The sequence below is a fragment of the Levilactobacillus wangkuiensis genome (assembly GCF_016861605.1).
Lineage (GTDB): Bacteria > Bacillota > Bacilli > Lactobacillales > Lactobacillaceae > Levilactobacillus > Levilactobacillus wangkuiensis.
The window spans coordinates 20,304-43,078 of the sequence record NZ_BOLM01000017.1; the positions used below are offsets into that span (position 1 = coordinate 20,304).

At 49.8% G+C, this 22,775-nt stretch carries 23 protein-coding genes and 1 pseudogene; 12 read left to right on the forward strand and 12 right to left on the reverse strand.

Features of this window, described 5'->3' with window-relative positions; genetic code table 11:
• Positions 1-136: 136 nt before the first annotated feature.
• The 3 genes from JUF13_RS11045 to JUF13_RS11055 are packed head-to-tail and all read right to left on the reverse strand — an operon-like array spanning position 137 to position 1,212.
• Positions 137-700: a Dps family protein gene (locus JUF13_RS11045; RefSeq protein WP_203639711.1), complete on the reverse strand. Its 564-nt coding sequence runs from the start codon at positions 698-700 to the stop codon at positions 137-139.
• A 35-nt stretch (positions 701-735) separates the two neighbouring features.
• Positions 736-963, reverse strand: coding sequence for a heavy-metal-associated domain-containing protein (locus JUF13_RS11050; RefSeq protein WP_125765308.1), 228 nt, complete (start codon positions 961-963; stop codon positions 736-738).
• Between the two features lie 21 nt (positions 964-984).
• Positions 985-1,212, reverse strand: a complete 228-nt coding sequence (locus JUF13_RS11055; RefSeq protein ID WP_125765307.1) for a heavy-metal-associated domain-containing protein — start codon at positions 1,210-1,212, stop codon at positions 985-987.
• Between the two features lie 238 nt (positions 1,213-1,450).
• On the opposite strand from JUF13_RS11055, the gene JUF13_RS11060 reads away from it, so the two are divergent.
• The 3 genes from JUF13_RS11060 (at position 1,451) to JUF13_RS11070 (ending at position 5,857) form a co-directional block, all read left to right on the forward strand.
• A complete protein-coding gene (locus JUF13_RS11060; RefSeq protein WP_203639712.1) occupies positions 1,451-2,617 on the forward strand; it encodes an MDR family MFS transporter in 1,167 nt (388 codons plus the stop codon).
• Positions 2,618-3,184: 567 nt separating this feature from the next.
• Positions 3,185-4,540 (forward strand): MFS transporter, encoded by a 1,356-nt coding sequence (locus JUF13_RS11065; RefSeq protein ID WP_203639713.1) that lies wholly within the window; start codon positions 3,185-3,187, stop codon positions 4,538-4,540.
• A gap of 204 nt (positions 4,541-4,744) precedes the next feature.
• Entirely contained in the window at positions 4,745-5,857 is a 1,113-nt protein-coding gene (locus JUF13_RS11070) for an AAA family ATPase (RefSeq protein ID WP_203639714.1), read from the forward strand.
• Positions 5,858-5,923: 66 nt separating this feature from the next.
• Here JUF13_RS11070 and JUF13_RS11075 read toward each other — a convergent pair whose 3' ends face one another.
• Both JUF13_RS11075 and nrdI read right to left on the reverse strand, forming a co-directional pair.
• Positions 5,924-6,682, reverse strand: a complete 759-nt coding sequence (locus JUF13_RS11075) for an NADPH-dependent oxidoreductase (protein ID WP_203639715.1) — start codon at positions 6,680-6,682, stop codon at positions 5,924-5,926.
• Positions 6,679-7,149, reverse strand: a complete 471-nt coding sequence (gene nrdI, locus JUF13_RS11080; protein ID WP_203639716.1) for a class Ib ribonucleoside-diphosphate reductase assembly flavoprotein NrdI — start codon at positions 7,147-7,149, stop codon at positions 6,679-6,681. The genes JUF13_RS11075 and nrdI overlap by 4 nt, the downstream gene beginning before the upstream one ends.
• 771 nt (positions 7,150-7,920) lie before the next feature.
• On the opposite strand from nrdI, the gene JUF13_RS11085 reads away from it, so the two are divergent.
• Together JUF13_RS11085 and JUF13_RS11090 are read left to right on the forward strand one after the other, a co-directional pair.
• A complete protein-coding gene (locus JUF13_RS11085; protein WP_203639717.1) occupies positions 7,921-9,438 on the forward strand; it encodes an ABC-F family ATP-binding cassette domain-containing protein in 1,518 nt (505 codons plus the stop codon).
• A gap of 131 nt (positions 9,439-9,569) precedes the next feature.
• Complete coding sequence (locus tag JUF13_RS11090; protein ID WP_203639718.1) at positions 9,570-11,003, forward strand: DHA2 family efflux MFS transporter permease subunit; 1,434 nt, start codon at positions 9,570-9,572, stop codon at positions 11,001-11,003.
• A 54-nt stretch (positions 11,004-11,057) separates the two neighbouring features.
• On the opposite strand, the gene JUF13_RS11095 is transcribed toward JUF13_RS11090, so the two are convergent.
• Entirely contained in the window at positions 11,058-11,987 is a 930-nt protein-coding gene (locus tag JUF13_RS11095; protein ID WP_203639719.1) for an AEC family transporter, read from the reverse strand.
• A 222-nt stretch (positions 11,988-12,209) separates the two neighbouring features.
• On the opposite strand from JUF13_RS11095, the gene JUF13_RS11100 reads away from it, so the two are divergent.
• Positions 12,210-12,425, forward strand: coding sequence for a hypothetical protein (locus JUF13_RS11100; RefSeq protein ID WP_203639720.1), 216 nt, complete (start codon positions 12,210-12,212; stop codon positions 12,423-12,425).
• 283 nt (positions 12,426-12,708) lie between these two features.
• Here the strand turns inward: JUF13_RS11100 and JUF13_RS11105 are convergent, their stop codons facing one another.
• From JUF13_RS11105 to JUF13_RS11115, 4 genes and pseudogenes are all read right to left on the reverse strand, one after another.
• Positions 12,709-13,551 carry an SDR family oxidoreductase gene (locus JUF13_RS11105; RefSeq protein ID WP_203639721.1) on the reverse strand — a complete coding sequence of 281 codons (843 nt, stop codon included), beginning with the start codon at positions 13,549-13,551 and terminating at the stop codon, positions 12,709-12,711.
• A 13-nt stretch (positions 13,552-13,564) separates the two neighbouring features.
• A complete protein-coding gene (locus JUF13_RS11110; RefSeq protein WP_203639722.1) occupies positions 13,565-14,167 on the reverse strand; it encodes a zinc-binding dehydrogenase in 603 nt (200 codons plus the stop codon).
• Between the two features lie 51 nt (positions 14,168-14,218).
• A pseudogene (locus tag JUF13_RS14610) lies at positions 14,219-14,329 on the reverse strand (hypothetical protein); the annotation flags it as partial.
• Between the two features lie 18 nt (positions 14,330-14,347).
• Complete coding sequence (locus JUF13_RS11115) at positions 14,348-14,545, reverse strand: hypothetical protein (RefSeq protein ID WP_203639723.1); 198 nt, start codon at positions 14,543-14,545, stop codon at positions 14,348-14,350.
• A 119-nt stretch (positions 14,546-14,664) separates the two neighbouring features.
• Here JUF13_RS11115 and JUF13_RS11120 point away from each other — a divergent pair, with 119 nt between their 5' ends.
• The gene (locus JUF13_RS11120) at positions 14,665-15,534 is read left to right on the forward strand and encodes a LysR family transcriptional regulator (RefSeq protein ID WP_203639724.1); all 870 of its coding nucleotides are present in this window, start codon (positions 14,665-14,667) and stop codon (positions 15,532-15,534) included.
• Between the two features lie 42 nt (positions 15,535-15,576).
• Here the strand turns inward: JUF13_RS11120 and JUF13_RS11125 are convergent, their stop codons facing one another.
• A complete protein-coding gene (locus JUF13_RS11125) occupies positions 15,577-16,956 on the reverse strand; it encodes a hemolysin family protein (RefSeq protein WP_125765293.1) in 1,380 nt (459 codons plus the stop codon).
• Between the two features lie 592 nt (positions 16,957-17,548).
• On the opposite strand from JUF13_RS11125, the gene JUF13_RS11130 reads away from it, so the two are divergent.
• The 3 genes from JUF13_RS11130 to JUF13_RS11140 all read left to right on the forward strand — a co-directional run bounded on the left by JUF13_RS11130 (position 17,549) and on the right by JUF13_RS11140 (position 18,718).
• Positions 17,549-17,911 carry a hypothetical protein gene (locus JUF13_RS11130; protein ID WP_203639725.1) on the forward strand — a complete coding sequence of 121 codons (363 nt, stop codon included), beginning with the start codon at positions 17,549-17,551 and terminating at the stop codon, positions 17,909-17,911.
• A gap of 151 nt (positions 17,912-18,062) precedes the next feature.
• Positions 18,063-18,398 carry a type II toxin-antitoxin system Phd/YefM family antitoxin gene (locus JUF13_RS11135; protein WP_203639726.1) on the forward strand — a complete coding sequence of 112 codons (336 nt, stop codon included), beginning with the start codon at positions 18,063-18,065 and terminating at the stop codon, positions 18,396-18,398.
• Positions 18,395-18,718, forward strand: a complete 324-nt coding sequence (locus tag JUF13_RS11140; RefSeq protein WP_225893666.1) for a type II toxin-antitoxin system RelE family toxin — start codon at positions 18,395-18,397, stop codon at positions 18,716-18,718. The genes JUF13_RS11135 and JUF13_RS11140 overlap by 4 nt, the downstream gene beginning before the upstream one ends.
• 490 nt (positions 18,719-19,208) lie before the next feature.
• Here the strand turns inward: JUF13_RS11140 and JUF13_RS11145 are convergent, their stop codons facing one another.
• Positions 19,209-19,391 (reverse strand): YlcI/YnfO family protein, encoded by a 183-nt coding sequence (locus tag JUF13_RS11145; RefSeq protein ID WP_125765289.1) that lies wholly within the window; start codon positions 19,389-19,391, stop codon positions 19,209-19,211.
• Between the two features lie 267 nt (positions 19,392-19,658).
• Here JUF13_RS11145 and JUF13_RS11150 point away from each other — a divergent pair, with 267 nt between their 5' ends.
• Entirely contained in the window at positions 19,659-20,231 is a 573-nt protein-coding gene (locus JUF13_RS11150) for a hypothetical protein (RefSeq protein WP_203639727.1), read from the forward strand.
• Positions 20,232-20,259: 28 nt separating this feature from the next.
• Positions 20,260-22,773 carry an AAA family ATPase gene (locus JUF13_RS11155; protein ID WP_203639728.1) on the forward strand — a complete coding sequence of 838 codons (2,514 nt, stop codon included), beginning with the start codon at positions 20,260-20,262 and terminating at the stop codon, positions 22,771-22,773.
• Positions 22,774-22,775: the final 2 nt, after the last annotated feature.

Genomic DNA, 22,775 nt, shown 5'->3' on the forward strand with positions numbered 1-22,775 from the left:
CCCGGTGCTGGCGGCCTCTGAAACGTGCTCCGCGAGCCAGACTCCTGCGCTTAACCCGGCAAAGAAAATATCCCAAGTTCGGGGATATTCCCTTTGCCACGTTAATGCTCAGAGTCTAAGCGGCTCGCTCCGCACTCTAATCTTCGTCATCCTCATCGTCTTCTTCGTCCAGCCCATCCCGGGCGTCATTGCCCAGAACGGCTTGGAGTTCGCGGATGATGTGGTTGTTGGTGCCGCGCAGGTCAGTTAAGAAGCTGGCCAGGGCTGGGCGTTCTTCCTTTTCGGCGAGCTTGATAGCCCGGTCGATGAAGAGGTTGTGGGTATCGGCGTCGTGGACCAGCTCACTGACTTGGTCTTCGGCGTTGAGGTACTTCTTGTCGCCGCCTTCTTGCAGCATGTTGTAATCGTGATATTCCTTGGTCGTGGTCGAAACGATTTCGCCCTCATCCAGGAGCAGTTCACCTAAGGCGTCAAATTGCTTGCGATAAGTGTCGATGTAGCCGGTTAACAACTGGCGAACGCTTAAGGCCAACGGACCCTTGACGGACCACCGAACTTGGTGGAACTTAACGATAGAGATGTGCAGGTTTGATAAAATGTGGTTGGTCATGGCGCCGGCCGTTGGCACGTGGTGGTCGTGGTCGGTTTGGGCTTGTTCGGCAGCGTAACGGTCTTCGATACTCATAGTTGTAGTGGTCATTAGATGAACTTCCTTTCAAATTTAGGGATCAGGGATTAAAGGGCTTTGACTTTAGAACTCTTCACGACGTAGCCGAGGTCGGTGACGGTGTCCGCCAGGCTTTCAGCGGTAACGGCACTGTCGTCGAATTCGGCTTTGATCTTGCTGGCGTTGAAGAGGACCTTGACGTTTTCCACGCCATCCTTCTTACTCAGTGCGCCTTCAATCTTGGTCATGCAAGAGGGGCAGGTCAATGCGTCTAACTTCATGGTTACTTTACTCATAATTGAAAACCTCCTATTGGGTTAAAGAGCTTTAACTTTACTGCTTTGAACGGCGTAGCCTAAGTCGGTCACGGTGTTCGCTAAATCTTCGGCGGAAACGGTGGCGTCGTCGAATTCGGCTTTGACCTTGCTGGCATTGAACAGGACTTTGACGTTCTTCACGCCATCCTTCTTGCTCAGCGCGCCTTCGATCTTGGTCATGCAAGAGGGGCAGGTCAGGTCGTCTAACTTCATGGTTACTTTACTCATAACGAAAACCTCCTTCGGCTTTTCGTTTGCCTTGATTACATGACTTAGTATACGGGCGGCTGGAGGAAAAGAACTTGACTCAAATCAAGTTGACATAAAAGATAGAAAATTTTTTGTAGAAAATGAGCAACTTGCTCATAAAACAGCGGTTTAATCCCATTTTGAACGGGTAAGAGTTTCGGAAATTTTTTATCTGTGCGACAATGAAGACAGATTGAAAATAAGTGAGGGACGCTAAATGTGGAAAACCAAACGAGAAGTGAGTATGCCTGGTATTGTAGCGGCAACGCTACTCCTTAACGCCGCGGCCGCGTGTATGTGGCCGTTGACCACGGTCTACATGCACGATCAGTTACATCAAACGCTGACGCTGGCGGGAATTGCCTTGCTGGGGATGTCACTATGTATGATTTTAGGAAATTGGCTGGGCGGCTGGCTCTTTGACAATTGGTCGCCGTTTTTATCGAGTATCGTGGGTACGCTGTGTTCCTTTATCCCGATGACGCTGCTGATCTTTTTCCATGGTTGGCCGGTCTTTGGCATCATGCTGCTGTTCATCGGACTGGGCGACGGCATCGTCATGACGGTCGTGAATTCCTTTGCGGCCACGGTCAAGTCGGTGGAGAGCCGCAAAGTTTTCAATTACCTCTATATTGGGATGAACTTAGGGGTCGTCATCGGCACGCTGATGGTCGGGGTCCTGATGAAACACGGGGTCACATTGGTCTTCGGGGTGGCAGCGCTCAGTTATTTGGCGCTGCTGTTGATTTTCCTCTTTGACTTCCGCGCCAAGATTGAAAAGAAGACGTACGCGCACGCCAAGGGGCCGGACAAGCCGGCACAGCTTAACCTGATCTGGCTGATCAGTGCGCTGGTCTTCGCCCTCTACATGAGTTATTCCTTATGGGAAAGTGTGATTTCCGTGCACATGACCGGACTCGGCATCTCCTTTGAGAAATACAGTCTGTTGTGGACGTTAAATGGCTTGATGATTGTCTTCGGCCAACCTATTGTGAACCGGCTAGCTGCAGACTTTAAACTCAGCTCACAAATCTGGGTCGGCACGCTAGTTTTCATTCTCTCGTTCCTGCTGTTAGTTTTTGCCAAGAGTTACGCAATGTTCGTGATTACCATGGTGATTTTAACCTTGGGTGAAATGACCGGTTTTCCAGGGATTCCAGCGTGGATCGATGGACTGGCGGGGGACAATGACAAAGGAAAATTCCAAGGTATCTATAATATGGCGATTTCCTTCGGCCGAGCCGTGGGGCCGCTGTACGGTGGGATGATCATTGAGTACGGCAGTTACCAATCATTGTTCTGGTCGGTGACGGCGTTGATGCTGGTGGCATTGGGAGCCGTTCTCCTCTGCAACCGCCGGAACCAGGCCAAGCTTTCTAAATAGTGTTTTTGTTTCGCCTCCCGGGGGCTCAAAATAGGCCGGAACGCTGTGGGCGGGACGCCTAAAGCCTGTGGGGCGGTCTTTAGGCTCGCTTTGAGCCTCTAGAAACCGAGTCTCAAAGTCGCCATTTACTGGGCTGTGCCCAGTAAATCCCACGGCTGAGCCTATTTTGAGCCCCCGTCCGGCTGACACTGATTTGGAACGTTTGGACTGGTCGTTGATTTTGGGTTTAGTTTGTTTTGTTCGGTGGGACTAGCTATGATTCAGGGATTTACTCAATTTGAATATACGTCGGGCCGGTGGTTACTGCTGCTGGTCCTTTTTATTGTCTTTCCAGTGTCCACCTGAGTTCTCCTCAGGTCCAACTCTTACGGTCTGGTCTCACGGATTAATGCAATTATGTGCAGGAACTTGACTCAACTGGTTCCCTTAGCTAGGTCTAAAACTTTCTTTCGAAAATAAGGGTCACTTCTAAAGGAATGTAAGGGTTTACATTGACGCGATAATGGCCACGGTGTACATTGAAGTTGTACAAATGTTCACTAACACAATTTCGTAGGGGATGAGCTTATGTTTTCTTTTCTGAAACCAGCTCCAGACGCTAAGGTGAAGGTTCCTGCTGAGAAAATCGAGGGAACTTATCGTTGGCGGCAAACGGGTGTCTTGCTCTCAATTTGTATTGGTTACATTGGTTACTACATTATTCGGCTGATCTTCACGACGGAACAGAACGATATCATGAAGGCGTATGGGTTTACCACCGCTGATATCGGGCTGGTCATGTCCTGCTTTGGGATTGGCTACGGGATTTCGAAATTATTCATGGGGGCGCTCAGTGACAAGAGCAATCCCAAGTGGTACTTAGCAACTGGGTTATTTGTTTCAGCCATTTTAAATTTTGGGTTGGGTGCCACGCGCAACCTGTACATGATGATGTTTCTGATGCTGGTGATGTCCGTCGCTCAAGGGATGGGCGCCGCTGCTTGTCAACGGACCGTTCAACTCTGGTGGGGGAAGAAATGGCGGGGGACCGTCTACGCCGTTTGGTCCTCTGCACATAATGCCGGGGCGTTCGTCTGCGTGGCCGTTGTGCAACTGGCAACGTTGATGTTTACCGGTTCGATTGCGGCCGTCTTCTACACGGCTTCCGTCGTTTCCATTATTATTGCTATCTTTATCGTGTTCGCTGGTGCTGACCGGCCCGCTACGGTGGGTCTTCCAAGTGTTGGGGAGCATACCGGTGACGAGGTTGTGTTGGATGATGGGAAAGCCACGGCCGCTGAACTGACCGACCTGTCTCTCTGGCAGATTTTTGTCAAATATATCTTAACGAACAAAATTGTGTGGGCCATCACGTTGACCTCCATGTCACTTTACCTCGTGCGTTACGGGATCATGAGTTGGATTCCCAGCTATTTGACCCAGTTCAAGGGCTTCGACCCTGGGACTGCCAAATGGTTGGTCGGTATCTTTGAATTGGCCGCCGTCCCAGGCGTTATCTTGATGGGGGCCATCTCCGACCTGTTAAAGGACCGCCGGGCGCTGGTCTGCATCGGTTGTGTAATTGGATTATTGATTTGCCTGACGACCTACTTCTTCAGTACCAGCCACATTGCTATCATCGTGGTGTTGTTGATCATGGGGAGCCTGATTTACGCGCCACTGACCCTGGTTGGTTTGATGGTCAACGAAGCTGTGCCAAAGTTTGCCGTGGGGTCGTCAACCGGGTTCATGGGCTTCTTCCAGTACATCTTCGGTGAAACCTTAGCCACCGCATTGATTGGGATTCTGGTTGCCAAATTTGGATGGATTGCCAGCAACACCGTGTTGTACTCGGCTGCCGGGTTGGCACTGCTGCTGTTACTCTACATTGCTATTCACGAACACCGGGTCGCCAAGATTGTTGCGGCGGACCAGGCGGAATAATAAATTGGAAATGGACTGCTGTAATGGCAGTCCATTTTTATGTTGAGGGGCCATTAGAAACCTTATGGCAACGGCATTTTCACAACGATATTTATGGTTGAACGTCTTATTAAAATCGCAATGACGGATTTGCCGTTTTGGAGTGAAATTCGTTGTGAAATTGGTGAAGTGGCGTAACCTGTTAGAAAAAGGGGAGGTCTCGCCATGCTTATTGCATTCACGCTCCAGAATTTTCGGTCGTACAAGGAAGCCGCTACGCTCTCACTCGCTGATTTGAAATGGGTGGCCCTGTCAGGACTCAACGGTGCTGGGAAAAGTGCCGTGCTCGCAGGCTTAACCCTGTTGCAGCAGATGGTGGTGGTCCCCACGGAACAGATTACGGATCGACTGCCGTATCAGCCATTTGCCTTTGACACGACCAGCGATGGCCTTCCCACACAGTTTTCAGTGACGCTAGAGCGCGGTGGCAGTCGCTATCGGTACACGCTGAGTTATGATGCCACGCGGATTTTGAGTGAGGAGTTAGCGGTTCTCCTGCCAGGAGGTCAGTCACAGCGGCTGTTCTTACGGCAAAATGGCGCCATTGTTTGTGTACCAGCCGGGCAAAAGCAAGCCGCCGCTAACACGCGGCCCAACGCGCTCTTTCTGCAGACGCTACAAGCAGCCAATTACCAGCCAGCAATCGCCGTGTTCAGTTGGTTTGCGGAAGATTTAGTGGTCCTGGGCGACCGTCCCCGGACGGATCTGGTGCTGGATGAGTGGCTGATTCCCCAGTTGACGCAGTTCTTACACGCGGTGGGTAGCGAGGTGGCGGGCGTGACCCAACGACAGCTGGCCCTCCAGTTTCTAGATGGGTCGCGGTTTACCCGACCAGACCTGGCGTTGCTCTACGAAAAATACGATGAGGAGGGTGAGGTCGTCGATGTGGCCGAACTCCCACTGCGGCAGGCCTCAACCGGAACTCAGCAACTAGTCGCCGCGGGACTAGCTTTCATTACCGCCCAGATCGCCAAGAACCCGCAAACGGTGATTGCCGATGAGTTTGCGAGTGCTGTGCGGCCAGAGGTGGCGACAGCCTTGCTGGCCCTGGTGGCGTCCGACGTGAACCACAGTCAGCTACTCTTCTCAACGGGACACGAGGTCCTATTAAGCAGTCAGACGGACCCGCAGCAACGGTGTCTAGCGGAGAAAAACTATCGGGGTGAAAGCACCCTGCGCCAAGGCATTCCAGCGATGACGGCGCACCCCACGATTTTTACCCATCAGCGAATTGACGGTGAGACGCTGCGGACGGCGTTTACGACCGATATGGCATGACTTTAAGTTGGACAGTAAAAAGGGGCTGAGAGCGTGTCCCAGTCCCCTTGATTTGAATGATTGTGGTTAGTGGGCAGCTTCCAGGGAAAAACCTTGCTGGATGAGGGCTACCAAGATTTCTTCACGCTGTTTCGGGTCACGGCTCATTTCGCGGACGATGTGGTGCGTAAATGTTTCGTCGCGCTGGTTAGAGCCACGGTCGTGATAGTAGGACGTGATCAACTGATCGTAAGTTTTTAAAATGGGATCAGTGGCGACAATTGGTTGATAGGCGTTGGTGAAGTGAATCAACTCCTTGGGAAGTCGGGGCTTTTGTTCCGGCTTTTCAGCGGGATGTCCCACGGCTAGGCCCAGAACTGGGAAGGTCAGCTCGGGTAAATCAAAAAGTGAAATGACCCGCAACGTATCGTTGAGGATACTGCCCATGACGGTGCTTCCCAGGCCCAAGCTCTCGCCAGCCGTGACCATGGCCTCGGTGGCAATGGCGGCGTCAAAAATGCCGGCCAGTAGCTTATCCGTACTGCGTAGATTGGTTGCAGTCCGCTCATTTTTGGGGGCCAACTGCTCATTACGATATTGATCCGCAACCATCAAGAAGAAGTGGCCCGCATTTTCTAACCAGTGGTGTCCGGTGATTTCACCCAGGACGGCCAGCTTTTGTGGGTCGGTGACACTGATGATGCTGTATTGCTGGGAAAAGGTACTGGTCGCGGCGTGTTGCGCGGCGTTGACGAGCGTCTCAACTTCGGCAGCGGTCAGCTTCTCATCGGTAAATTTCCGAATGCTACGGTGGTCAAGCAGGGTGGCTAATGTCGGGTTGATCATGCTTGGGCCACCTCCCGTGCGCGAGCGACCAGGGCATCGTAGATCCGAGTCTCATCACGGGGAACGCCCCGGAGTTCATAGTTACCTACGAAGGGCACGTTGAATTGTGCTGCATACCGTTTAGCCGTTAAGCAATACTGCTCGTTAAAATTACGGTTCCCGCTGCCCACGACGCCGAGAAGTTGTTGGGCGTTGTGATTGTAGGCAATGTACTCGCCCATAACGTTGGTCATCAATTCCTTAACGCCGTTATCAATGCCGTTGCCGCCGTTCAGGTAGGTGGGCACGAAGCAGAAGTAGGGCTGGGTCTCATCAACAAAGTCGCTGACTTCACTAATTTCCAAGGCGTCAATGGTTGGCAGGCTTGGGTCAGTAGCATGTTGTTGCGCCGCATAGGCAGTCAAATTCGTGACAAAGTTGCGGGTATTCCCCTCGATAGAAATGAATAAAATGCGTAAGGGTTGCATAAAAAGAGCCTCCGTTCAAAACAGTCTGATTACTCCCAGTGTACTCGAAATGAAGCAGAAATGTTGTGATTTTTTCGTGTGAATTTGGAGTGAGTTTGTATGAGAAGACGAAGAAAGGACTTAGTTACTTCGAGCGAGAATTAGTGTGATGCTGCAGCTCAAGGATAGTAGATAGCTAAGGCGTTATTTATAGACACTGGTTAAGTGGGATTAGAACGGAATTGGATGCAGAATATCAAACGTGAAAACCAGTAAGCACAGGCGTGACTACACAAGTATAAAGTGGTATTACTAGTCCGAGTGACCAGAGGCGAATCAAAGTGACCAGCTGTGTCGATGTTCTTAGGTGAGTGACTTTCTCACCTTAGAACATGGGACGAACTTGGAAACTCGCGCTCTTTAGCGAGGTTTCAAGTCGAGGTCCCAGACCGCTCCTCAGGCTGGGACCGTTCCCCACAGCAGGGCACCTTGAATCCGCCGCCGGGAACGCCAATAAACAAGGCAAAAAGAAAAACACTTGTCAAAAAATAAGGCCTGTGCTATTCTGTTGGTAATCTAGGAAAGAACGAGGTATTCAGCCGATGCGTAACTAATCAATCCACAAATGTCAGTCAGCTTCATCACCTGCAAGGGGTGGAGTGGGCCTGCAATTGGGATTGATGGTGCATTGACTGAGTTGCCAAACGCAACCAGTGGGCGCCATTTCCGGACGGGAAATGCGGCCACTATTTTTGTACCTTCAATCCCTGCTTTCAAAAGGGGGACGACTTTTTGACACAACTTACCTTAAATAATTTAACGAAAACAGTCGCGGGGGAAACGTTATTTACCGCGGAACATTTAACCGCTCAATCTGGTGACCGGGTCGGCATTATTGGCGCCAACGGGACCGGGAAGAGTACGCTGGCTCACATTATTTGTGGCACGGACACGGACTTCACCGGCCAACGAACCGTGACGGATACCGCTATTTTAGTGCCACAGATTGCGCCGAACGCTGGCCGTTCCGGTGGGCAAAGCATGCTGGACCGGATTCGTCGAGCGCTGGCGCAACGCCCAGAATTGTTGATTTTAGACGAACCATCTGCCAACCTGGATGACGAACATCAGAGCTGGTTGATCGGCCAGCTCCAACATTTCTCTGGCCTGCTGATCATCATTTCTCATGACCGGGAGTTGTTGGCGGCCGTAGCGACACAGATCTGGTCCCTCGAGGATCACGTGTACACCCAGTATAACGGGAGCTTCACCAGGTTTGAAACGTACCGGGAACAGCGGCGGGAGAACGCACGGAGTCAGTATCAAAATGAACAGAACGAGCGGCGGAAGCTCCGGCTGGCCGTACAGGCGCGGCACGAAAAGGCCGACCGTATCCGTAAAGGTAGCCGCAGCATGAGCGCCGCGGAACGCGCAAACTCGCAATCGGTTCGTGAACAGAACGCCGGTAAGATGGAACGTGGGGCCCGCGCCTTACGCGACCGAGCCGAACGGCAAACGAAAACGGTCAAACCGCACGAGACGGCGGCGTTGAAGCTGGTGGCCACGGACTTACCCCCCGTGACCGGTAAACGCCTGATTGCAGTGGAAGACCTGCACCTCAAGCGTGGCAAGCATGATCTGTTGCAACACGTTCGTTTCAGTGTGACGCCGGGTGAACGGGTCGCGTTGGCTGGGCCCAATGGCTGTGGCAAGTCGACGTTGATCGAAGCCATCTTGAGTCACGCGCCCAACACCCGCTTAGCGCCTAGCGCGCGGGTCGGGTACTTTCATCAGGACATGACGGAGTTGCCCGCGGCGAAGACTGTGTGGCAAGTGATGTCGGCAGCGACCGCACTTGATGGCAACCGAACGCGTCAGGTGATGGGGGCCTTTGGGTTAACGGCCCGGTTTTACGACCGGCTAGTTGGCGATCTCAGTGGGGGTGAACAGGTTAAGCTACAACTGTTAGCCATCCTGGTCAGTGCCAGCAACCTGTTGATTCTGGACGAACCCACGAACTATTTAGACTTGCCCGCCTTACGGGCACTGGAAGACTACTTGATTGGCTATCCCGGCACCGTCTTATTCGTCGCACATGACCAGGAGTTCCGGCAACACGTGGCGACACGAACCCTGGTCATGGCCAATCACCAGTTGACGGACCCGGCCAGAACGGCCAAGGGTGTCCCAGCCAGTGATTTACCCCGGCTCCAATTTGAATATGATCAGGCGATGATGGCCCCGGAACTCGATACCCAACGGTTGAAGGAACTTCGAGAACAGATTGCGGCGTTGAAATCGGCCAATTAAATGGCAATTTGGTGAAAAGTTGGCTATGAAAACGTTTAATCGAAACTTTTTCTAATTTTACTATTACGAAGAACTGTTTTTTCTGCTAGAGTAATCCATTGTGTATACATTGAAAGTGAGTGTGAAAACAAATGGATTCAGCACAAAGTAGTCAACCAGAAATGGCCAAGCACGCGCGGGTACAAGTTGCCCACCCAATGTTAGCCATGATGGGGATGCTAATCGGGGGCTTTGTTGGGATGTTTTCTGAAACATCTTTGAATATTGCTTTGCCCCAGTTGATGGCGCAGTTAAACGTGTCAACGGCCACGATTCAGTGGTTGGTGACCGGATATATGTTAATGGTTGGGGTGGTTCTGCCACTCTCCAGTATTATTACGAAATGGTTTACGACGCGGCAGGTTATCCTGTTTGCCTTAATTGATTTCGCAGTCGGGGCGATTATTTCCGCTTCGGCCCCCGGATTCGGGGTCTTGTTGTTTGGTCGGATGATCCAAGGGATTGCGACCGGCTTGATCTTACCGCTGATGTTTACGGTGGCGATGCAAATCTTCCCACCGTACAAGCTCGGGGCAGCCATGGGGATGGTCGGACTGGTCATCATGTTCGCACCAGCCGTTGGGCCAACCTTAGCCGGTATCGTCTTGGGAATTTCTTCCTGGCGGTGGATTTTCTGGCTGTTCGTGCCATTCTTAGTGATTGCCTTTGCGTTTGCAGTGACGTCATTAAAGAACATTGCCGAAGTGACGCGGCCCAAGGTGGACTTCTTGTCCATTATCTTGTCCACGTTAGGGTTCGGCAGTTTAGTGATGGGCGTTAGCTTAGCTAGTGACCATGGCTGGGGTTCCGGCATCGTGATTGGCGCGTTGATCTTTGGGATTGTCATTTTAGCGTGGTACACGCACCGTCAGTTAACGGTTGAAAAGCCTGTCTTAAACTTACGGGCCTTTGCCATTCCTGGTTTCCGGACGGGGGCCATTCTGGTCATGATCAATTTCGGGATTATCCTGTCTGCGATGTACTTATTACCGATGTACATCCAAAAGGGCCTGCTGATCCCCGTTGCTTTGACCGGGATCATCATGTTCCCTGGTGGTATCATGAATGCCATCGTTTCCGCCGGCGCTGGCCGGTTGTATGATCACGTGGGTGCGCGAATGCCTGCCCGCCTAGGTTTTATCATTTCAATGGTGGGCGCCCTGATGTTGGCCTTCACCTCCACACATTCCGCTGTCTGGTATGTGATTATGGCGCACGTGATTCTGATGATTGGGGCACCGTTAGCGATGTCACCATCTCAGACGCACGCGTTAAACGCCCTGACCGGCCCAATCGCCGCCGACGGGAGTGCCATCATGAACACCTTGCAACAGATTGTGGGGGCCATTGCCACGGCGATTGCCACCAGTTTGCTGGGTATCGGGCAAGCCGCTTACCTGGCTAAGGGGACGACCAACGCCGCCGGTGCCTTTGTGAACGGGGCCCACTATGGGTTCTACTTCACGCTTGTCCTGGCTTTGATTGGTTTCCTGATTGCCTTACGCTTACCCAAGGCAGAACGTTAAACGAACGCTAAATAAAATGGTGTCCGACCAAGCTGGTCAGGCACCATTTTTTAGTTAAAGAAAATTACTGAGGGCAAAAACTAAGGGAATCGTGCCCATGCACAAAATTGTTGAGAGGCTCATCAGAGTGACTGCCGGGGTGGTATCGCCGTGGGCCTTGAGCGTAAACAGGACCACGTTACCGGCAACCGGGCAGGCGGCCATCAGCACGGTCGTGTAGAGTGGAATTCCACTGACGCCAAATGCCCGCAGAATTAAAATGTTGATAATTGGAAATAATAAATTGCGTAAAAGCAGCGGCCACCAGAGGCGGGGGTCCAGCGTTTGCCGGTTGAGTTTAACCGCGGCCAGGCTGTTCCCAATCACAATCATCGATAGTGGCGTGTTGATGTAGCTGACGTCGGTGATGGTTTGGTTGAGCAGGCTTGGCAGGTGGACGGCACTGACGAAAATGATCAGCCCCACAACAATCGCAATGATATTGGGATTGAGTAGAATCTGGCGCCAGTTGACGTGGCGGTCTCCCAGCTGTTTCGGGGTGAAGAGGGCAATCCCGTGCGTCCAACAGAACAGGTTGAAGCCCGCTAGTGAGGCTACGGCGAAGAAGACACCGGTGCTACCAAAGAGGGCGCTGGCCAGTGGCACGCCCATGAAGCCAGCGTTGGAGTACACGGCCCCGAAACGCATGATGCGCTGTAGGTTGGTATCCGCTATCCGTTTGAAGACCAGGTTGGTCACCAGGACCATGACGGCGTATGTCAGGAGAATGCCCAGCATGACCATGGCGAGGGCCTGCAGGCGGCTGGCGGAGAACCGCTGTTCAAAGGCGTTTACGATGAGGCAGGGCGACACGATGTAGAGCAGAATGTTGGTGAGGTCGGTCGCCGTTTGCCCGTGCATGAAGCCGAGTTTGTTCGTCAGCAGGCCGACCGCCATGAGGATGAACATGAGGATGATTTGGTTCGAGAGCTGCGCAATATCCAAGCGATTAGCTTCCTTTCAGAATGGGGTTGTTGTCAGTGCCTGATCAGGCCGATAAAAATAGTGGATGTGAGTCGGCATTATTTGCCAGTGATGGTTCGGTCAATCAAAAAATTCCGTGCCAGAAATAACGACATACGTTCATCTTCGGCCTAACTGGCCGGCGTGTCAATGATTGCTAGTTAATCCCCTGTCCATTAGTGCTAGAATAAGAGGTAACAGTCAGTGGAAGGCGGAATCAACGTGACGTTTAATAAAGAATTTTATCGTTCATCGAATTTTTGGGGCGGCATTGTGGCCCTAGTTTTGAGTGGGTGGGGGTTCTCACCTTTGACCGGGAACAGCGTGTTTGAATGGATTATCTCGGGTATTCTAGTTATTGTCGGCGTTTATGAGTTGTCGCGGGGGATGTTTGTGACCCCCAGTCGGCAGAAAAAGTAGGAGGAGCCATGCAATTTAATCGACGATTTGTGCATTCATTGGATTTTTGGAGCGGACTCCTGATTATGTTTTTAATGATTTGGAATATCCTACCATTTCGGCTAACCAGTGTTTTCTGGTGGGTCTGCTTCCTGCTGTTTTGGGGCGGCGTGTTTTACTTTGTTAAGGGGTTAGTGCGGTTGCGGTAAATCGGCGTTGAGCAGACCTCATTTCTGTTGGCCTACATAGTGGTAAACAAAAACGTCCCTGCTGCCAAGTTGGCAACGGGGGCGTTTATTTGTGCTTAAGCTTTAACGGCTAGGACCTCATCGACATATTCGCTAAAGGTTTTCGCCGGCCGACCCATCAGGGCGTTGAAGTCCAGCGGGTTGCCCTTGTACGGGTGGTTGCCATGGTAAGTGGCAATCCGACCGAATTGATCGTTGGCGTGAACGGATGGGAAATCAGGGACCGGAATCAAATTGATCTTGAGCTGTTTTCCAGTCTTGTCACAGATTTCCTGCGCGTATTCGCGGGTCGTCCGGTTGCCCTTGGAGCAGAGATCCAGGGAGCAGGCGTAATATTCGTCATCACTCAGCAGAACCTTGACGTTGGCGGCCGCAATATCATTAAGACTGATCAGGTTTGAGGGTTGGTCGACCTTGATGAAGGTAGTCAGCACGCCGGTTTCAAAGACGCTGTCGGCACCAGCGGGGAAGTGGCCTTCCATATAACCACTAGGCTTGGTGATGGTGTAATTCATGGTCGACCCCATCAGTCGGTCTTCGATTTCGTATTTTTCCCAGTGTTGGGCCAATTCCATGACTGTGTTCAGACAGGAGGAGAAGACGAAGTGGGTGACGTTGGCCTTTTCGGCGGCACTAATGAGTCGTTCGGCCATGGGAACCATGCCATCGAGGGCATCTGGCAAAATTAGCAGAACCTTGTCGACACCGGCAACGGCCTGATCAATGATTTCGTCACGACGCAGGTCACCAATGATGACTTGGCTCGCGCCTAGTTTTTTTAAAGCCGCCTCGTTAGCGGGGTCCGGGTCGACTGCTACGACATCGACGTTGTTTTGAGCCAATAAGGGAATTACCTTTTGACCGATGTGACCAAATGATGCGGTAACTAGTACTTTCATGAGTATTTCCTCCTTAACGCCATTTGAAGATGGGGTTATTAATCGTATTGTCGTGTTTCAGGACCTTACCGTAGAGCATCTTAATGTTTTCGTCGGTTGGGTCGTAAATGGTATCGCTGTGGGCAGGCGCGATAATCTTCTTGGTCGATAGGAGCCACAGAAAATTCTTGATGGCCTTGCGTTGCCGGTCCATTTCGGTGTTCACGAAGTCGCCCAGAATGGTCAGGTTTTTAATGAAAAATTCGCCGTAGTTCAACGTTTGTGGATCATTGTTGGCCGTGCAGAAGACGACCTTACCCAGTGGCCGTGCGAGGTGAATGGCCAGGTTCATGCCGGGATTACTACCGGACACGTCCAGAGCCGCATCGACGCCACCGTTCAGTTTACCGATGAGGGCTTCAATGGCTGCCGAATCATTCGGATCAAGAACGATGTCGGCGCCAGCCTTCTTGGCCGCTTGCCGCCGTTGTTCCTGAATATCAAAGGCAACGATGGGGTGCAGGCCGTTTGCCTTGGCTGCCTGAATGGCAATTTGGCCCACGACGCCGGCCCCAATGATGGCCACGGACTGGCCCAAACGCAGGTCGGCCTTGTCCAGCGTAAAGAGGGCGGTCATGCCTAAGTTGTAGAAGACGGCATCGTCCAGCTGAACGTCATCGGGAACCGCGTAGACGGCGTCCTCTTCAACGTAGGTGTAGTTAGAGTGGGCGCCATAGACGGGCGCACCAATGACCCGGTCGCCAGGCTTAAATTTCGTGACGTCTTCACCAACCGCTTCGACGACACCGGCAGAACTCTAGCCGGGGATGAAGGGGAAAGTAGTGCCCAACACAACGTGGGCTTTATCATTCACAAACCAACTGTTTTCACTGCTTTGACTGATCAAAGAATACTGCGTGGCAATCAACACGGTTTTGCCAGTGGGTTCACTGATTTCTTCCTCGTGATACTCTGCAACACCGGCGCTAGGCCAATAAACTGATTTCCGTAACATCTTCGTTGCCTCCCTTAATTTGCTTACAAACCCATTGTAGAAGCGTTTACATTCAAACGGAAATAGCGGATAATTGTGATGGATGATAAGTGAAACTTATAACAAGGTGGTGCTATGAAATGGATTTAGAGTCGTTAAAATACTTCGTTGACGTGGTCGACCTGGAAAATTTTACCCGGGCGGCCGAACGGAATTTTATTTCACAGCCGGCCATTAGCGCCCAAATTAAACAGTTAGAAGAAACCGTTGGCAAGCCACTCTTGTTGCGTGACCACCATCACGTCACGGTCACGCCCGCTGGTCAGCAATTTTATCGCGCAGCTCAGCGCATGCTGGCAACGTATCACGGCGCGCTGCTGGATATCTGGCGGGACCAGGCAACGGCGCCGACACGGCTGCGGGTCTCCTTTTACATTGCCCAGCAGTTTCAGCCCTACATCAATCAACTAGTCAAATTCCGTGCTGAGTTTCCAAACGTGACCGTTGAGTTGGTGGAACGCGATTCGGAACAGGCGGTGCAGGATGTGCTAACGGGGGCGGCCGACCTGGGATTTGGCATCGTCGACCACTCTGACCGGCAATTAATGTGGAAGCAAGAATTAGCGGACCATCTGGTCGTCGTTGGTGGCAAGAGCACGTTAACGACATTGCCCCGGCGTGTGACCCTGGATCAATTGGCGGGATTGACCTATCTAACGTTGACCAGTGTGCCAGCGACACAGTTTGGCCAGCTGACGGCGCAGCTCCTGCACGGTCATGCGTTTCAAACGACTCAATTGGCGGGGCTGGACCTCTTGTTCACCCAGCTTCAGATGACGCCGACGTTTGCCTTACTGCCGGTCTCACAAGTACCTGGCAACCTGAACGGACTGGCAACCCGGGAGCTACAAACGGCGCTCCCCAACGCGATGGGGGTCGGTTGGTGTTACCAGCGACACCCTTTGGATCCCACGGTGGGGGCGTTTCTCGCCTTTGAAAATTTACTGTAAACAAAAATCCATCACTCAAAACGAGCGATGGCTTCTTTGGTGTTACTTATCTTTTTTCTTGTCGTCACTTTCGGTGTCTTCTGTCGTGGTGATTTGCTTCTGTGGCGGATTGACCGTGACCTCTAACCAGTTGATGAAGGAGTTTTCGTAATCCAAGACCTTCAAGTCGAAGTTCTTCAGTTGGATGACGTCGTTGACCTTGACGTCGGGGTAGTTATCAATGATAAACCCGGCCATCGTGACCGTATCGGAGGCTTCAAAGCCCTTGATATCGGTGTTGAAGTACCGTTCAAAGTCGTAGGTGGTCATCTTCCCGTTGACCTGGTAAGTGCCATTGGGTTGCTTGAAGATGTACTGGTCGTTGGCGTCATCGATTTCATCGCGGACGGTCCCGAACAGTTCTTCATAAATATCCTTATCCGTAATGATCCCGGACGTCCCACCGTATTCGTCAACCACGACAACGATTGGGGTCCGCTTCTTGATCATTTGCTGCAGGACTTGGGTGATGGGGGTCGTTTCAGGGGTCGTGGAAATATCGCGAATTAATTTATCGATTCGGACGTGAGAATCCACTTGTTGTTGCCGAATCAAATCGTAATTGTAGACGTAACCCAGAATCTTATCCTTATCACCGTCGGCCACGACTGGTAACCGGCTAAAGCGTTCTTGCAGATAAACGTTCAGGGCTTCCTTGACGTTGGCGGTAATGTCGATGACAACCAGTTGGGTCCGGTCAATCATGATATCCTTGGCCACTTTATCGTTCAGCTCGAACGCCCGTTGCATGTAGATCAAGTCGTTCTTTTCCAGTTCACCACCGGCAACGGCGCTTCTGGAAAGATTTAAAATTTCAGCTTGGGAAAAGACTTCATCACTTTCGTTGGCCACTTTCAGGCCCATCAATTTGACCACGCCGGAGGCACTGTTGTTCAGTAACCAGACGAACGGGTAGAAGATGACGTGGCAGTAATGTAGGGGTGTCACCACTAACATTAACACCTTCATTGGCATGTCGATGGAAATGTTCTTAGGCACAATTTCTGTGAAGACCACTTCGAGGTACGTCAGTAAAAGGACACCGACAATCACGGCGATGGTGTGGGCCGTTGCGTTGTTCAGGTGGGCGGGCGCAATCCCGCCGAGCAGTAGGTCAACGAAGAACGTTTCCCCGATCCACCCTAAGATGATTCCGGCGAGGGAAACCCCCACTTGAGTCGTTGATAAATATTCATTCAAATTGGTGACCATTTTCATGGCCCGATTCAGCTTGGCCGATGGCTTGTCTCTTTCGGCAATTTTTTCCTCCAGGGCACTAGGCCGGGTTTGGACCAAAGCAAACTCGCAGGCAACAAAGAAAGCTGCAAAAAAGAAGGTAATTAAAATAATAATTAGATTTACAACTATCTGACCGCTATCCACACATCATTCCTCATTTCATATAGTTCTATCTCTTCATTATAGCGCGTCTCACCGCCTTTTCACAGGGGGTGAATTGAAGCAAATTTTACCCTTTATAGCGGTCCGACGCAACCGAACACCGCAAAATAAGTGGAATTTTAGCAAAAATTGCGTGGGCCGGGGATTGGCGTGACGGTGGTGGGTGAAAATTAGGTATGCACAGGGAGCGTTCTAGCAGGTTATTCGGTTCAAAAGTCAGTATTGACGCAGCTTTTGACTGAAAAATAGACTGACGAACGAAGTTACTCGTGTGGCTGGGTATTTATATAGTAGAAAAGTGGTGAGTAGAGACAAATACGCCGCGGACTGTTTTGATGGCAGAACCTAGGCGTTGGGTTTAGGAAAATAGACGGTGACCACCGCAAACCAGTTTTATTTTTACCATCTCAGAGGTGGTTGCGAACAGTCTACCTCGCACCGAACCAGTTAGCGTGAGATTCACCCTGCTGGCGGACCATTTAACCGTATAACTAACACAAGTCACATGGAATACTTAACGTTTGCCCGAAAAAGGACTAGACTAAAGTCAGAAACATCAAAGGAGATTTTGATTATGGCAGATACACCAAAGGAAGAAACAAAGAAACCGACCGTAGTAATTCCTGACGAGGACGTTGAGAAGGCGTCAAAGTTGGTTCTTGATCCGGGGTATGTGACGAAGAAAGATTTACCAAAGATGGCAGATTTAGAATGGGCGACCGCTTTATCTGATGCTGTAACGAAGCATTTCTTAAACGACGACGAAGACCACGATCCTTACGTCTACTTCGAACAATTTGACTTTGCTGGTGGCGATATTGATTCCATCATCTTCAACATGGACATTATCAAAACACGTGATGCCGGCTTACACAAGCTGTCAGAAGCGCTCGATGAAAATATCATCGACAACGATGTGCAACAAGAAACTTACTAAATTTAACTTGGAGAGCAACTGGTGTGAGCCGGTTGCTCTTTTTTTATAGCAATGGAACTTTTAAAAAACTTTGTTAAGACGGATAAAAGTCGTTTTCTTAGGAGGTCTCTGGTGGGCATGGTACTATATGCTAAAAGAGAAGGTGCTTGGAATGCAAACGATGAACGTGCCAATCAGTAATATCACTGATTTAAAAAAGTCTCCAAAAAAACTGTTTGATGAAGCAGGCGACAAAAAGACCGGCGTTTATGTTTTCAATCGGGATCAACCGGCTGGGGTCGTCTTAGCAGTTGCGGATTACGAAAAGCTAGTTAATCAAAATGAGGAGCTTCAAGAAAAGTTGTTTGAAATGGAACAAGATTATCTGGTCTCGCAGCGTTTGCTGAAGCAGGCGCAAGCTCCAACGTCTTTGGTGGATGATAAAACGGTTCGGGGTTCCGTAGCTGATGAGGATCCGGTAGTTGATGAAAATGACGGTTGGGAATGATGCCAAATAAGACTGAAGCATATGCAATTGTCTATTTAGCAGAAGCACGGAATGACTATCAAAGGTTGGATGGCTCCCAGAAAGTCTTTGTCGATAAAGGCTTAAACAGGATTAGGAAATTCGGGATGCAAGCTGGCCAACCGTTAGCGGGAAGCTTGATTAATTGCCGTAAGCTGAAAAACAAGCGTATGGGATTGCGAATAGTTTTCAGACAAGTTGATCAGGAAATTCAAATCATTCAAATACTAGCCATTGGCAAGCGGGCAGATAAAGCGGTCTATCGTGACGCTGCACAGCGCTTGTCGCAATTTAAAGATTAGTCTCGAGATAATTAGTGAGGGATTTGGAGCAACTGGTGTGAGCCGGTTGCTTTTTTTTGCAAAGATTTTTAAGAATCTGTCTCTTAAATTGGGTGGTGAGGCAGTCACTATCCCAAAATGGGCTACGTGATAGTTAGCTTGCTCAAATTTTGTTTTCATTAGTGAAAAGAATGCAGAATTACGCGGAAGATTTGTCGAAAAAGCCAAAATAATTATCCGCCAAACATTTTTGATTAATGACTTTTCAACAGATTGGCGTTTTTTACAACAGTTCGGCTATTTCCGCGAATTGTAACCTATCCGTTGGGAGTTACTGATTAAGCAAAGACGTATGTAAAAAGCCATCTAGTTTTGATTTAGATGACTTTTTGTCGGAATTACTACACAAGACAAAGATTTAGAATATAAAGCAAAAAAGTGAATCGCAATACATATTGCATTGCTAAATGTATTGCGATATTATTTGTATAAGCCTTTAAACAAGTGATTTTCACTTCTTATCTTTATCATCTTCCATATTGTCGAGCGCATATTCACAAGCTTGAATCACAAAGGTTGAAAAAGTGACGTCCTCACCTTCAATCGCGTGTTCAATCTTTTCTACCAATTCCAGTGGAAACCGAACTGTTTTGTTGACGGTTTCTTTACGATCATGTCGAATTTTGAATGCCATCTGCAATCACCTCCTGGAAGACAATTTTAAGTAAAATTGTTCCGATAATATGCACTGCAAAAAGCACTACATTTTGTCCCCAATGTGAGGAGCGTTCTTTAGAATTGTCATTGGTTTTTGATCAAATGGGCGTCGCTGGATAAAAAGAGACTGGTGGCTACTGAGCTTGGGATAGCTCGGTAGGCATCAGTAGTTGCGAAAATCGCTGAGGTGTTTTTGAAAGTAAACAGTTGTACATAGAGATTTAAAATCGGGAGGAATTTGTCCATGGATAATAAACCAAAGTTTGGGGTCAACAGTGCTAGCGATGATCCCAAACCAACTAATGATGAAACAGATACGACGACTGAAAAGGTGACAACTGAGACCGAAACCGAAACCCAGCAGCCACAGTTTGGAACACAGGCAGCAGTTGATCAGCCCAAGGACTTACAACACTACGGGCATTACGTGACGCGGTTTTTCAAACTCCAACCGGCATCGTTCTGGATAACCCAGTATATCTTTTCATTCATTGGTCTACTACTCTTTTCAGGCGGCTTTTCAGCGTCAGCAATGAGTCAGTGGGGGTGGTGGTTCATTTTGGACTTTATCCTCTATCCAGTGACGGTTACCGTCTTCAAGGAAATTGGTGGACTCTTTCATAAAGAACCGGGTGCGGTTGCCCGGCTCCTATTTGCGACACCCAACAATAACTCTGATGAATCAAATGGTTCGATGGTGATGATTTATTGGTTCTTCCGCTTCATTTTCTTCATGGTGAAATGGTTAGGCAGCATCATCATTGGCCCAGTCGGATTGATTTACATGAATCATGAAGCAAAAAAGATGAATCTATAAAGCGTGTCAGGGTTAGGAGTGTGGCGATGTGAGAAAGCCAGTTTTAGTGGGTAAGGGCTTTGGCAAACATACCTTTGATGAAGCCGTCAATATGGTTGAAGCCGGTGGTGTGATTGTCTTTGATCCCGGTACTTATACGAATAACAATGGTTACAATATTCAGAATATTCGGATGAGGGGAGATGGCAAGCAACCCCAAGATGTGCAAATTAACTCGCATTTCAGTGTCGCAGAAAATGGCAAGTTTGAAGTCGAGAATATGCAGATTAATTTTACGGCCAATAACAATGTCATCAACGTTCAAGCAAACGGAGAGTTTATTGCTTCTAGAACAATCTTAAATTTAGACACGACGGGTGACGTTCCAACCGTCTGGAATCATGGCGGTAGTGTGACGTTGCTGAGCTCCGAGGTTAGACGAAACAATACGGATAAGTATGAAGCCCTAGATGGTGATGGGGGACATTACTTAGTTAAACAATCAATTGCTGATGGAATTTATGTCGTGAATAGTTATCTTAAGGTTGAAACCAGCCAAATCAACGGGAAAATATGGTTGTCAAATAAGGCTGAACTTGAGGGAACCGACGTGTACTTCAATGGTACCGTTCCAACGGATGATTCATCCATTAAGGTTTTTGATGGCTCGAAGCTAACCATGGAGAGTCTAATTCTTCAAGCTGACAGAACGGGGGTATTTGTGACCCACGGCTTCTTAACCAGCCAGAAGAGTAACATTCAACCGGAATCTAAACCCGTCATGATTGTAGGGATGGATGAACAGTCGGAAGTTAATGTGCCGGGTGCAGAAGTGACGGTCGAAGCAGCCGACGGTGGGGATGACCAGACAAACTCCTACGAGTCAGCGGTTCCCTACGACGCAGAAACTAACGATGACGTAGAACCGGAACCAACTGAGGAACCAAAGCCAGTCGTCAAAGCCATCGATCAACTGGATGACATGATCGGTTTGACCAAGGTGAAGGAAGCCGTTCACCGCTTTATGCGGGTCGCTATCTATAATAAGAAGCGCGAAGAACAGGGCCTGCCCAGTGTTAGTCAGTCTTACCATTCCATTTACCTGGGGAATCCTGGGACTGGAAAAACGACGGTCGCACGGTTGGTTGCCCGCGTCATGCATGATGAGGGGATTCTTCCCAATGATAGTTATCACGAAGTTGCGCGTCAGGACTTGGTCGCCCAAGTTGTTGGGGGAACGGCCAAGCAGACGCAGAAAATCTTGCAAGATTCTTTAGGTGGCGTGCTCTTCATTGATGAAGCCTACACGTTGTACCAAGAAGGTGGCGGGACGAACTGGGGTCAAGAAGCCGTGGATACGATTCTGAAATTTATGGAAGACCACCGCAATGACCTCATGATTATCTTCGCTGGCTATACCAAAGAAATGAAGGATTTTATCAACATGAATCCTGGCTTGGAGTCGCGCGCGCCAAACGTGTTTGATTTCCAGGACTATACGCCTAAGGAAATTAGCACGATTGGGGTCAAGCAACTGGAAAGCAAACAGTTTAAGTTCAACCACGAGACTTATACGGATGCCGTAGAAACGGCTTATAAGAGCAGTGTCGAAAACAGTAATGGTCGTTGGGTTCGTAACTTTAACGAGCAATTGGTGCAAATCGTTGCCAATAATTGTATTGATGACCCTGAGCGCGACGTCACCCTGATTTTGGATGATGATATCCATGAACTAGTTGGCGGGGATGATAACGCTAAGGCTGATAAGGTTCAGGCATTACTAGACCAGCTGGATCAATTAGTTGGGCTGGATGATGTTAAAAGCTACATCCATGACTTGGTCGAACGGGTCGCCGTGGAACGGAAATTGGCTGACAAGTTGCCGGATTCTAAGAAACCGACGTATCACATGGTCTTCACGGGGAATCCCGGAACTGGGAAAACAACCGTTGCCCGAATCTTGGCGCAATTGTTCTATAACCTGGGTATTTTGGAAAAAGATACGGTCATGGAAGTCAGTCGGGCCGACCTAGTGGGCGCGTACATCGGGCACACGGAAAAGAAAACCAAAACGGCTGTCCGGGATGCACTGGGCGGCGTGCTGTTTGTTGATGAAGCTTACCAGTTAACGGCGCAGAACGGGAATGACTTTGGAAAACAGGCCGTGGAAACCTTAATCACGGAGTTGGAAAATAATCGGGATAAGTTCATTGCGATTTTTGCCGGGTATACGGATCAAATGGAGACCTTCTTGAGCGCTAACCCTGGCTTGCGGTCACGGATTCCGCTGACCCTGAACTTTAGTGATTATACCCCGGATGAAATTGGGGAGATTGTGTACCGCCGCATCTCTCAGAACTGGAAGATTGATGAATCACTGTTGAAGCATCTGGTAGCGAATAAGTACCAGGGCTTGCCAGCCAATGAGCAGGCGAATGGGCGTTGGGCCCGAAACTTTACGGACAAGCTCATCAGTAACTACAAGAACTGGTTAGTCGATCACCTGGACCGGCCTGATTTGACCGTGATTCCGGATGAAATTTTACTTGAAGCGATTCGTTAAAG